The sequence below is a fragment of the Paenibacillus caseinilyticus genome (genome assembly GCF_027533645.1).
GTDB classification, from domain to species: Bacteria; Bacillota; Bacilli; order Paenibacillales; family NBRC-103111; genus Paenibacillus_G; species Paenibacillus_G caseinilyticus.
This window is the reverse complement of record NZ_JAQAGY010000020.1, coordinates 78,311-91,022: the sequence shown is the minus strand read 5'-3', so window position 1 is coordinate 91,022 and position 12,712 is coordinate 78,311. Positions and strand designations below refer to the sequence as shown.

The window sequence follows — 12,712 nt, the reverse complement described above, 5'->3', positions numbered from 1 at the left end:
GGCAGGCTTGACGGGCGCTCCCCGGATCTGGGTGAACATGGAGCAAGAGATAGAGAACAGGAACTAGAGAGAACAGGAATAGGGAACGGGAGGAGAACGGAGATGACAAAACCTAGAATTGTGCTCGTCGGCGGCGGAATGGCCGGTGTGCGGTGTCTCGAGGAGATTGTGAAGCTGGCGCCGGGGCGCTTCGATATCACGGTATTCGGCCGTGAGAATCATCCCAACTATAACCGGATTCTGCTCTCCAAAGTGCTGCAGGGCGATACACCCGTAGAGGACATTACGCTGAATGACAGTAGCTGGTTCGAGGAGAACGGCATCCGGCTGTTCACCGGAGAGACTGTGATCGAAGCGGACACGGCGCGCCGGCGCATCCTGACGGACAAAGGCAGGACGGCTGGGTACGATTACCTGATCCTTGCGACGGGTTCTCTTCCCTTCTTGCCCCCGATTCCCGGCGCGGCGAAGCGGGGCGTGACGGCCTTCCGGGATATCGAGGACTGCCAGCGGATGATCGAGGCGGCGCAGACATGCCGCAAGGCGGTGGTGATCGGCGGCGGTCTGCTCGGGCTGGAGGCGGCGCGCGGTCTGCTGAACCTCGGGATGGAGGTGGATGTGGTACATCTCCATACGCATCTGATGGAACGGCAGCTCGACCCTACGGCTTCCCGGATGCTCCGCAAGGAGCTGGAAGGGCAGGGCATGCGGTTCCTGCTTGGCAAGCAGTCGCAGGAAATTCTCGGCGGCGAGCGGGTGACCGGGCTGCGGTTCACGGACGGCTCGGAGACGAAGGCGGATCTGATCGTCATGGCGGCCGGTGTGCGGCCGAACGTAGGGTTGGCCAAGGACAGCGGCATCGAGACGGGCCGCGGCATTCTCGTCAATGATTATATGGAAACCGGCACCGCCGGGGTGTATGCGGTCGGCGAATGCGCGGAGCACCGGGGAGTCGTGTACGGTCTCGTGGCCCCGCTGTACGAGCAGGGCAAGGTGCTTGCGCAGCGTATCTGCGGGGTGCCGGCGGAAGAAGGGTACCAAGGCTCCATCCTGGCGACTCAGCTCAAAGTATCCGGCGTGGACGTGTTCTCTGCGGGAGACATCGCAGATGGGGAAGATACGGAGTCGATTCTATCTTATGACGGTATCCGGGGGCGCTACCGGAAGATCTGGGTGCGCGGCGGGCGGATCGCCGGCGCCGTGCTCTACGGGGACAGCAGCGAGGGCTCCAAGCTGCTCGGTTATATCAAGCAGGGGGCTGACGCCTCGGTACTCGATGCGCCGACCGCAGGAGACGATGCCGCCGGGCAGGAGGCCTATCTCTGCGCCATGGCGGACAGCGAGACCGTCTGCTCGTGCAACGGCGTGACGAAGGGCCAGATCGCCGGGGCGATCCGGGAGCAAGGGCTGCAGACGTTCGAGGACGTCCGCAGCTGTACGAAGGCATCGAGTTCCTGCGGCGGCTGCAAGCCGCTGGTCTCCGCGCTGCTGGCCTACACGCTGGCCCATGCGGAAGAACCGGCAGCCGCCGCGCAGCCGGTCTGCGGCTGTACGCCGCTGAGCCGGGAAGCGCTGCGCGAAGCCGTACTGGATCTGCGCCCGCTGTCGGCGGCCGAAGCGATGAGGCAGCTCGGCTGGCGGTCCGCGGACGGCTGCGCGGTCTGCCTACCGGCCCTCCGGTACTATACCGGACTGCTGAAGCCTGCCGCCGCGGAGGTGCCTGCCGCGGGGATGCTTGCGGACGGCACGTGTGCGGTCGTCCCGAGGCTCTACGGCGGGAAGGCCGGAGCAAAGGAGCTGCGGCGCATCGCCGATGCCATGGACCGCCACGGCATCGGAGCCGTCAAGGTCTCCGGCGACGGCCAGCTTCAGCTGCTCGGCGTGCCGGCGGCGAAGGCGCGGGAAGTGGCGTCCGATCTGAAGCTGCCCACGGTCATTTCGGCCTCGGGGCTGGCGGTGGGGACCGTAGCTTCCTGCGCAGGGCTGGGGTATGACCCCTCGGCGCTGCGGGACTCGGCGGGGCTGGCCGCGAAGCTCGAAGAGGCGGTCGAAGGCATGCAGCTGCCGACCCGGGTGCGCATCGCCGTATCGGGCAGTCCACTGCACCGTGCAGAGACGCTCACCCGCGATCTGGGACTCGCCGGCGTGCCCGGCGGCTGGGAGATCTATGCCGGAGGCAGCGCACAGGCCGAGGTGCGCAGCGGGGTGCTGCTCTGCATCGAGAGCAGCGATGAGCGGGCGGTGGAGACCGCCGCAGCCTTCCTGCAACGGTACAGGGAAGAAGCCTATTATGGCGAGACGACCGGCCAGTGGGTGGAGCGGATGGGGCTTCTCTCCCTCCGGGAAGGGCTGCTTCATCCGGAGCGCCGGGGAGAGTGGACGCATCGGCTGCTCGATGAGCGGCTGCGGAGCGCCGCCGCCGGGTCGCTCTACACGAATAAGCGGGAAGAAGCCGCAGTGGGCAGGTGAATCCAATGAATCCTTCAAATATAGCGGAGGCATCAAACGACCGGAGAGTCCCGGTGGTGATGCGGACGCAGTGTCCGTTCTGCAGCGTGCAGTGCCGGATGCAGATCACAGAGAACTCCGATCCTCAGGGCCGCCGCATGTATACGGTCGAAGGGGTGCCGAATGCGGCCTCCGAGGGGCGGCTCTGCATCAAGGGGATGAACGCTTACCAGCATGCCTTGAGCAGCGAGCGCATCCTGCATCCCATGCGCAAGACGAAGGACGGTTCCTTCGAACGCATCTCCTGGAAGGAGGCATACCGCGAGGTCGCACGGCGCTTCTATGACATCCAGCGCGTCTACGGCAGCGATGCGGTCGGCGTCTACGGCGGCGGCTCCTTGACCAACGAATCGGCTTACCTGCTCGGCAAGTTCGCGCGGGTCGCGCTCCGGACCAAGCATATCGATTACAACGGCCGGTTCTGCATGTCGGCGGCCGCTTCGGCAGGCCTCAAGGCGCTGGGCATGGACCGGGGGCTGACGAATCCGCTGTCGGATATCCCGCTGGCGAAGTGTATCGTGCTCGCGGGCACGAACATAGCGGAATGCCAGCCTACCCTCATGCCCTACTTTACAAGGGCGAAGGAGCAGGGTGCCTATATCATTGCCATCGATCCCCGGGTGACGGCGACCACGCAGCTGGCCGACCTGCACCTGCAGGTGAAGCCGGGGATGGACGCGGCCTTGGCCAATGGCCTGCTGAAGGTGATTCTGGAAGAGGGGCTGACAGACCCGGCTTTCGTGGAAGAGCGGACCAGCGGGTACGCATCCCTTCGGGAGCACTTAGAGTCGGTGGACCTTGGCATGATCGCAGAGATGACGGGCGTTCCTGCGGAGAAGATCCGCCGCGCCGCTTCGGCCTTCGGGCGGGCCCCGACGGGGATGGTATTCACGGCAAGGGGCGTCGAGCAGCAGACGGACGGCCACATGGCGGTCCGCAACTTCCTCAACCTGGTGCTCGTGACGGGCAAGATCGGCCGTCCGGGCTGCGGCTACGGAGCGGTGACGGGACAGGGCAACGGGCAGGGCGGACGGGAGCACGGACAGAAGGCGGACCAGCTGCCGGGCTACCGGCTTATCGAGAATGAGGCGGACCGCGCTTATGTGGCCGGCGTGTGGGGCATCGATCCGGCCGAGCTTCCTGGCAAAGGCGTCTCCGCCTACGAGATGATGGAGCGGGTGCACGCACGCGAGATCCGGGCGCTGCTGGTCATGGGCTCCAATCCGGTGGTATCGAATCCCCATGCCGGTTTCGTGGAGGAAGGACTCCAGAAGCTGGATTTTCTGGTGGTTGCGGATATGCTCATGTCCGAGACGGCGAAGATGGCCGATCTGATCCTGCCTGCCTCGGCTTATCTGGAGAACGAAGGGACACTGACCAACCTGGAAGGGCGGGTACTCCTGAGGGAAACGGCCCGCGAGGCTCCGGGTGAAGCCAGGCATGACTGGCAGATACTGTGCGGGATCGCCGCGGAGCTGGGCAGGGGGCGGTACTTCGGCTTCGGCTCAGCCGAGGAGATCTTCGAAGAACTGAGGCAGGCTTCCCGAGGCGGACAAGCGGATTACTACGGCATCACCTACGAACGGCTGCGCAGGGAGGAAGGCGTGTACTGGCCTTGTCCTTCACCCGATGAGACGAGCAGCGGCCGGTTGTTCGAGAGCTCCTTCGCCCGCGAAGACGGCCGGGCCGAGCTGATTCCGGTGGACAGCCGGTTTCCGGTGGAGACGGTATGCGAAGAATACCCCCTCTATCTGACTACAGGGAGGGTGCTCACGCATTATCTTACCGGCGTTCAGACGCGGCTCAGCCCGACGCTGGCCGCACGGGATATCGAGTCCTTCGTGGAGATTCATCCGAGGACGGCGCGCCGATTACGGATCGATGACGGGAAGTTGGTCGTGCTGGAGTCCCGCCGGGGAACGATGACCGTCCGCACGAGGCTGAATGCCGGCATGCGCGAGGATACGGTGTTCGTCCCGATGCACTGGGCAGGCGGGCAGAATGTGAACCGCCTCACCCATCCGGCGCTCGATCCCGTCTGCCGGATGCCGGGATTCAAAGTTTGCGCCGTCCGTCTGGAACCTCTGGTCACGGCAAAGGCCGACTTTTTATAGGTTTTGCTCAGGGTTTGTGGGGGTTCGCCCTCCCATGCCGCACCCGTACGTATACCCGGGGGCGGCTTTTTTGCGCTGCTCTCCAAGCGCCGGGATTGGGAAGATTTTTCGTCACAATAATTGCGGACATTCCGCGGATTTCTTGCTATACTAAAGTGAATGTTTACAAATCATTAATACTAAAGAATGTGGTGAATATAAACATGGGGGAACTGCATTTGGCGATCCTTAACCTCGGACGAAAGGCGTCCGCATTAGGACAGAAAGCGTCCTACAGGCTGCGTCTTTTTTTTGGCGCGTTCTGGATTGTGTTCTTGGTGGAGCTGATGAGCCGGGGCCGCTGGGAGAAGGCGTTCGGCTGGACATTCCAGTCCCTGCCGGCACTCGCGCTGAACACGCTGGCGGTCTTCGGGTTTCTGCTGCTGCTTACGGCGCTTACAGCGAGCATACGTCTGTCCTTTTGGCTGGTCGCTACCCTCTGTCTGGCGCTGGGGTTGATCAGCGGGATCAAGCTCGATATTCTAGGTGTGCCGCTTCTGCCCTGGGATCTGCTGCTGACAAGCGAGTCCTCGGATATGCTGCAGTATATCAAGGGACTGCTCAGTTTTACGATCATCTCCGGGTTAGCGGTATTTATCGGTCTGAGCATCCTTCTCCTGTCCAAACTCCCCCGCATGGCATTGTCGATCAATTGGAAGCAGCGGCTTGTCATGGGCATCGTTTCTCTGCTTCTGCTGACTTCGATCTATACGGACGGGATGGCCTCGCTCAAGAAGTGGGCTAATATTCAGAATATTGCCTGGGACCAATCGGTGAACGTGGAGACGAACGGGTTCCTGCTGTCCACGATCATGAACTTGAAGTTTCTTTTCCTTGCCCAGCCGGAAGGCTATGATGCGGACAAAGTCCGTGCGCTGGCTTCCTCCCATGTCCCTGCAGCCGCCGGCGGGGTCAAACCCAATGTGATCGTAGTGCTCAGCGAATCGTTCTGGGACGCTACGCAGATCAAGGGAGCCCAGTTCAGCCGGGACCCGATTCCCTTCTATCATGAGCTGGCGAAGAAATATACCTCCGGCACTATGCTGTCGCCTCAGTACGGCGGTGGCACGGCGAATGTGGAGTTCGAGGTGCTGACCGGCAACTCGATGCGTTTTCTTCCCCCCGGTTCCGTTCCGTACAATCAATACGTGGATAAGGGGATTGACTCGCTGGCCTCCATCCTGGCGCGCCAGGCGTATACATCGACGGCCATCAACCCGTTCCACAGCTGGTTCTACAGCAGCAAGAAGGTATACAAGAACTTCGGGTTCTCCAAATACATTTCACAGGAATTTTTCGATCCTGACTACGAAGGCCCTTATCTGGCCGACCGTCAGGTGGCGAAGCAGATTATCGATACGTCCGCACGCAGTGAAGGTCCTGATTTTATTTTTGCCAATACGATGGAGAATCATTACCATTATTACCCGGGCAAGTTCAAGGAAAACACGATTAAGGTCAGCGGCGTAACGGGGGAAGCCCAAGGGCTTCTGGAGACGTATGCGCAGGGGCTGACCGGCGCCGACGATATGCTGAAGCGCCTCGTCACGCATTATGAGAACTCGGGCGAACCGACGATCGTCGTCTTCTTCGGCGACCATCTGCCGAGCCTCGGGGACAATTACTCGGCCTATAAGGATTCGGGGTATCTTCAGGAGAACGATCCGGATTCGCTGAATAAGCTATTCCGTGTGCCTGTGCTCGTCTGGAACAATTATCTTCCGGAGCATAAGGAGGAGCTGAATTTGAGCCCTTCCTTCCTCGGACCCTACATTCTGAAGCTCGCCGAGCAGCCCGGAACATACTATACGGATTATTTATACCAGCTGTACCAGAGCACACCGGTGATTCCGCCGAGCAATTATTACGAGCAGATGGGTGTTCGGCCCGAAGCCCTCAAGACGTATGAGACGCTCCAGTACGATATCCTGTTCGGGGAGCAGTACGGCTACGGCGAAACGAAGACAACCGTCAAGGACCCGAACTACATTCTCGGTCCGGGGCCGATGAAGATTGACGAAGTGCGCAGCGAGCCGGAGGGGGAGAACACGCTCCTGACCGTGACCGGGGAAGACCTGCCTGTGCAGAGCGTACTGGAGGTCAACGGCAAAGCGGTCACGACCAAGTGGAACGCGGAGCAGAAGGCGCTGCAGGCTGAAGTGCCTTCCGGGACGCTGGGCAAGAACCCTTGCAAGGTGAAGGTGGTTGTCAAGGATTCCAAAGATAAACAGGTCGCCGTCTCGAACGAGTTCAGTTACGCTGCATCGGACGTAACCGGAACAGCGGCGAAGTAATATAACAGGAGAACGGCTGTCCTGCCCCAGCGGGCGGACAGCCGTTTTTTTGCTATTTTCCTAAGGTATGCGGCGCTGGCGGACTTCATAGAAAAGGGTCCGGTTTGCGGAAGGTGCCGGCGAGCTTCTCGGCGTGGGCATCCCGGGTCGGCGCTTCATAATCTTCCAGCACGTCGATGGTATACTCCTCTCCGGCCTTCACTGCTTTGAAGATCATCCGCTGGGGGTCCTCCAGCCGGACGTCGTGTCCTGCCATGCGCAGGCACTGTTCGTAATCGGCTGCGGTAGGCGTCTGTCCGGGCTCCAGATAGATGAGCCCTCTTAGCCGGGTCACCTGCTTCTGGTGGTAAACGTTGAAATAGACAATATGCTCTTGCGTCATGATACGAACTCCTTTCGGTACCCCGGCAGCTTCTGGGGCTTCCCAAGGACAGGCTTGTCCCTTTATAATTTGGTTATCCTTTATCCATACTATACCAACATCTGGGAGAGAGAGCACGATGAAAATGAATAGATGGCCCGTCGCAGCCTTATTGGGCTTAACCGTTATAGGACTGCTGGGTGGCACAGCCAGCACAGCCGGGGCGGCCGAGCCGGCATCCGGCATCCGGCTGAAGTTGAATGAAACCGCGGCGGAGGTCAATGGACGCTCCGTCACGCTCGAGACTCCTCCGATCCTGGCTGGAGACACGACCATGGTGCCGCTGCGGTTCATCAGCGAAGCCTTGGGAGCCATCGTCGCGTGGGATGGAGCAGCACGCTCGATTACCCTGACACATCAGGAGCGAATCATCCGGCTCAAGGTGGACAAGGCCGAGGCGGAGGCGGACGGGCAGCCGGTGGCGCTGGAGCAGCCGGCCATGATCCGCGACGGGACGACGCTGGTGCCGCTACGGTTCGTGGCCGAGCAGCTGGCGCAGCACGTGACGTACGACGGAGCGGCGAAGTCGATCACGCTGACGCCGGCTGCGGAGCAGGGGACGCCTCCGGCGCTGCCTCCCGAGAAGAAGCCGACGTATCCGCCGCCAAGAGATGCGCAGGCGGACGAGCCTGCACGGCAGAAGCTGGAGAGCCCGACGGTGGATAATCTGATGGTCGATCCCAACGCCGGAAAGGTTAAGACCGTCATGACGTATGTGACAACCGGAATGAAGGTCGAGGTTCACAGCGTGGTGTCGGACAAGAAAGACCATGTCTATGTTCTTCAGAGTGACAAGAACAGCGGGGGTATCATCGGATACGGAGAGTTCAGTATTTTGAAGTATGATACGAATGTTCCCGGCCTCGCGATGAGTCTGGTCCGGTCCCTCGACCAGAAGTTCAGCTTCACCTACAAGGATGACAAGGGGACGAGCCGCCGGTTCGATTATGATAAATTTGTGCCCGCCCGGCTTCATTACAGCGAGGGAACAGGCAAGCTGTATGTGATGGGGGAGAGCATCGACTCGGAGTACCCGCGTATTCTGATGTATGAGGTGTATCCCGAAGTGAAGCTCGCCGCCGTTTCTCCAGATAAAGGAACGAACTACCATACCGGACGCAACCTCTTTGCGGTGTTAGCGGATGGAAGTATGTACTATACGGACCTGTATCATCAGTCCTTCTATTCGGTGGGAGCGGATGGGTCAAGCGCATTCCTTGGGAGTACGCCCACCGATACGTCCAGCGAGATGGTTTCCCTGGTGAAGGACGGCGAAGTATACGTCCTGGACAAGAATACCAAGGCTGTCTACAAAGCGGGTCCGAAGGGCTTCGAACTCCAAGGCAAAGTAGAGCTGGAGAAGATGAAGGCGATGACGGCTTCCGGAGGATTCTTCTATGCGGCCGATGGGATGAAGGTGTACCAGATCAATCTCAAGGGGGAAGCTTTGGTCTATCTGGCCCTAGATAAGCTTACCTACAACAAAGGGTTCTATAATCCGCAGACCAAGCTGTACGAAGAGCAGTACCGAAACGAACCCGGCAAACTAACGATCGATGAAGCGAATCTGTTCACGGTGGACGAGGCGGGCAGCATTTATCTGTTCGATAACGTGGCTCAAATCATGCGGCGGATCAACGTATATCCTTGATCCGTGCGGCAGGGCTAATGGAAGTCTAACGCTTGGGCGGGAGGAAATCATTCCTTTCGCCTTTTTGGCGTATTCAACGAATCCGCTTCGGTCATTCAGGGAGGGAGTGGGTCCGGAGGCTGCACCGGACCGAGGAGAAGGTTCCTCTTCCTCGCTTCACAACGCACAAAAGCCTCCGTTCCGGCAGGAATTGGAGGCTTTTGTGCAATCGATTCGGATGCAGCGGATGTGCGGAACATCGTCGGCCGTGCGGAACTTACTACTCCGCCACGCCGGCCGCTTCGATCTCGAGGCATGCCATGACGAACGGCGCAAAGCCCTTCGGATCGTCGCGGCGGATGGGCTCGCTGAGATAGTATTCGTAGGAGCCATCGCGGTAAGGCTTGTTGCCAAGCCCGGCGACGCTGCAGATGCCGTTCAGATGCAGCGTCCCGTCCTCGTCGCGCTCGACATAGCGGGCCAGCAGGCCTTGGTAGCCGCGGCGGGCCGAGTCGAGCGCCCAGCCGCCGAGATAGCCGCGGTTCGCGCCTTTGGCAAGTGCACACGTGAACATTGATGACGCGGAAGCTTCCAGATAATTGCCTTCTTCTCCGCCCTTGTCCATGACTTGGTACCACAGGCCGCTCTCTTCGTCCTGCACCTGGGCGATGGCTTCCGCCAGACGGTAGAAGATGCCGATGATCTGTCCGCGCTTCGGATGGTGGAGCGGGAGATGGTCCAGGACATCCACGATCGCCATGACGTACCAGCCAATGGCCCGTCCCCAGAATTCCGGCGAGCAGCCCGTCTGCGGATCGGCCCAGCGCTGTTCGCGGCTCTCGTCCCAGCCGTGGTACAGCAGACCGGTCTTGGGATCGCGGGATACGCGTTCCATCAGCAGAATTTCGTTCGCGATATCGTCGTACCACTCGTGCTCGTCGAATTGGCTGGCATACTGGGCGAGCAGCGGGGAAGTCATGTAGACACCGTCGAGCCACATTTGGAACGGATAAATCTTCTTGTGCCACAACCCGCCCTCGCTTGTGCGTGGATGGCCCTTAAGCTGCGTGACGAGCAGATCCAGCGCCTTGCGGTACTTGGCTTCGCCGGTTCTCTCGTACATGAAGAAGAGGGTCTTGCCCTGGTTGATCATGTCCACATTGTATTCATTCAGCGAATACGTATCGATCGTTCCGTCTTCGCGGACGAACAGGTCCATGTTCTCACGGATATAATTCCAGTAGCGTTCATCCCCCGTACGGCGCCACATGCGCTCGAACGCGGTTAGAATGCATCCGTTTTCATAATTCCAGCATCGTCTCTTCTGAAACGGCATATCGGACACCAGAGGGTACTGCTCCATGAAGGATTCCGACATGGCTTGGGACCAAGGCTTGCTCACCTTCCAACGCCTCCTTTTTCTTTTCTACCCTAGCATAGCATACGGAAGGGCGTATTTCTAACCCTTTTGTTAACGTGTGCGAACGGAAATTGATTCCTGTTGTCTTTTGGCGGAGGGGCTATACCGTTCCGGCGGCAATTGCTCATTGTCAGGCGTGTGGAGCGGACGGTATACTGTAGACTACTCGGAGCATACGGACGGCTTCCAAGAGCCGCCCAGTCTGAAATCGGATTCTTTCTTGGAGTGATCTATTGATGAATACTGCAATCGCGGGAGGGAAGCGTGCTGCGTTCCGGCCGGGGCCTTACCTCCTGTTCGTCCTTGGTGCCGTCCTGCTGCTGGCCGCAGCTTCCCTGCTGCTGGCGGGCGAAGCGGGCCGCAGGTCTCCCGCCGGCAGCTTGGCAGAGCTGGACGCCAAGGCGCCTTGGGAGGTACTGCTCGGCGACTTGCCCGCAAGCGGCGGCGTGCCGGAGGACGGTACCGGTGGCTGGAAGCCGCTGCGGGAAGTCCAGCAGTCGGCGGAAGGGATGGCGCACACGGGGCCGTTCTGGATCCGCATCGCCCTGCCGTCCAAAGCAGACGGCTGGCGGGATCCTTATCTGCGGGTACAGCGTCAATTCCAGTATGAGGTGTATGCCGACGGCATCCGTCTTGGCGGACGGGATCCGCTGGGAGCCGACCGGTTCATGCACAGCTCGTTCGGCTGGAAGATGTACCGGCTTCCGTCTGCGCCGATGCCTCGCACGCTGCTCGTCAAGATAACGCGCGGGACCCCCGGCGTCTTCATCGGGCAGTATACGCTGGCGGAAGGCAGGGCTCTGCTGACGGAGATGATCCGGTATGACGTCGTAGGGCTTTTGTGTACGTTATTTTTCGTGCTGCTCGGCGCCGGATCGCTTCTGTTCTGGTGGCGGTCGCACCGGGACCCGGCTTACTTGAGCCTTGCCCTTCTCGCATTCATGGGCGGCCTCGCGTATCTGCTGCGATCACAGACCTTCCAGCTGCTGCCGCATAGCTCCATCCCGGTCTATATGGCGGACCTGCCCGGCGTAGCGGCTACCGGTGCCTTCTTCTTGTTTCTGTATCATTTTTCGAGGGAGGGGGCTCCGAAGCACTTCCGTCTGCAGGCTGCCGTTCTGTTCGCCTTCAGTACCGTCACGGTGCCGCTGCTCTTCCTCCTGGAGCCTGCGGCCTTCCGGAATGTCTATAACCTGGGGCTGCTGCCTCAGCTGCTGCTCGGCGCGGTGACGTCCCTGATCTTCATTGTCCGGCGTATGAAGGCACGGCCGGGAGCTGAGGACGGGTGGATCCTGACCGGCATCTTCTCGGCGGTGTTCGGCGTCATACTCCATGTGGGGGGCGGACTGCTCCCGGCCGTTCCGGGCTTCGATGCCTTAAGAGGCTCTCCCGCATACGAATATTTCTCGCAGAACGCGGCGGGGCTGGGCATGCTGCTGTTGGTGGCCTCGTTCAGCATGGCGCTGATGACCCGGATGGCCCGCATCCGCAGGGAACACCAGGCGTTCACGGAGTCCCTGGAGTGGATGGTGAAGGAGCGGACGGCGGAGCTGCAGGAGGCCAACCGGCTGCTCCGGCTGTCGGTGCAGGAGCGGTCCGAAGCGATCGCGGCGCTGTCGGTGATGGAGGAGCGGACCCGGATCGCAGGCGATATTCACGACGTAGTGGGCCACACGCTGACGACGACCCTGGTGCAGATCGAAGCGGCCCGGCGGCTGCTGCAGCGGCAGGACGAACGGGGGATGGAGAAGCTGGAGCTGTCCGGGGAACTCGTGCGCCAGAGCCTGCAGGATATCCGGGAGTCGGTGCATATGATGCAGGCGGCGAGCAGCGATTATGACCTCGAGCGGATCATCCCGGGGCTGCTGGCCCGGACCGAGTCTGCAGCCGGTGTGGAAGTGCAGGGGAGGATGGGCAAGCTCCCGCCCCTGACCATCCTGCAGAAGAAGGTGCTGTTCCACACCCTGCAGGAGGGATTGACCAACGGGATCCGGCATGGCGAAGCCCGGCGGTTCCGGTACGAACTCGAGCACGCAGACGGGCAGGTGCGGTTCGCGCTGTGGAACGACGGGCATCCGTACCGGGGCGAGCAGCACGGATTCGGCCTGACGACCATGCGCGAGCGGGTACAGCAGGTGGGCGGCACACTCGAAGTATCCTCTCCCGAAGGGACGGACTATCTGCTGTCTATCCGGTTTCCCGTGGCCTAGCGCAGGGAAGCCGGCCTGGGTCCTGAATGGAGCGAGGCTTCCATTCCGAATAGGACTTCCCATAACAACAACGTCC

At 60.8% G+C, this 12,712-nt stretch carries 7 protein-coding genes; 5 read left to right on the top strand and 2 right to left on the bottom strand.

What is annotated here, in order from left to right; genetic code table 11:
- Positions 1–102 precede the first annotated feature (102 nt).
- The 3 genes from nirB to O9H32_RS24500 all read left to right on the top strand — a co-directional run bounded on the left by nirB (position 103) and on the right by O9H32_RS24500 (position 6,955).
- Entirely contained in the window at positions 103–2,469 is a 2,367-nt protein-coding gene (gene nirB, locus O9H32_RS24510) for a nitrite reductase large subunit NirB (protein WP_269868754.1), read from the top strand.
- A gap of 5 nt (positions 2,470–2,474) precedes the next feature.
- A complete protein-coding gene (gene nasC, locus O9H32_RS24505) occupies positions 2,475–4,622 on the top strand; it encodes an assimilatory nitrate reductase catalytic subunit NasC (RefSeq protein ID WP_269868753.1) in 2,148 nt (715 codons plus the stop codon).
- A 203-nt stretch (positions 4,623–4,825) separates the two neighbouring features.
- On the top strand, positions 4,826–6,955 hold the full coding sequence (locus O9H32_RS24500; RefSeq protein WP_269868752.1) for an LTA synthase family protein: 2,130 nt from the start codon (positions 4,826–4,828) through the stop codon (positions 6,953–6,955).
- Positions 6,956–7,040: 85 nt separating this feature from the next.
- Here O9H32_RS24500 and O9H32_RS24495 read toward each other — a convergent pair whose 3' ends face one another.
- Entirely contained in the window at positions 7,041–7,337 is a 297-nt protein-coding gene (locus tag O9H32_RS24495) for a hypothetical protein (protein WP_269868751.1), read from the bottom strand.
- Between the two features lie 118 nt (positions 7,338–7,455).
- On the opposite strand from O9H32_RS24495, the gene O9H32_RS24490 reads away from it, so the two are divergent.
- A complete protein-coding gene (locus O9H32_RS24490; protein WP_269868750.1) occupies positions 7,456–9,027 on the top strand; it encodes a copper amine oxidase N-terminal domain-containing protein in 1,572 nt (523 codons plus the stop codon).
- Positions 9,028–9,286: 259 nt separating this feature from the next.
- Here O9H32_RS24490 and O9H32_RS24485 read toward each other — a convergent pair whose 3' ends face one another.
- Positions 9,287–10,408, bottom strand: a complete 1,122-nt coding sequence (locus tag O9H32_RS24485; protein WP_269868749.1) for a glycoside hydrolase family 88/105 protein — start codon at positions 10,406–10,408, stop codon at positions 9,287–9,289.
- A gap of 254 nt (positions 10,409–10,662) precedes the next feature.
- Here O9H32_RS24485 and O9H32_RS24480 point away from each other — a divergent pair, with 254 nt between their 5' ends.
- Positions 10,663–12,636 (top strand): sensor histidine kinase, encoded by a 1,974-nt coding sequence (locus tag O9H32_RS24480; RefSeq protein ID WP_269868748.1) that lies wholly within the window; start codon positions 10,663–10,665, stop codon positions 12,634–12,636.
- Positions 12,637–12,712: the final 76 nt, after the last annotated feature.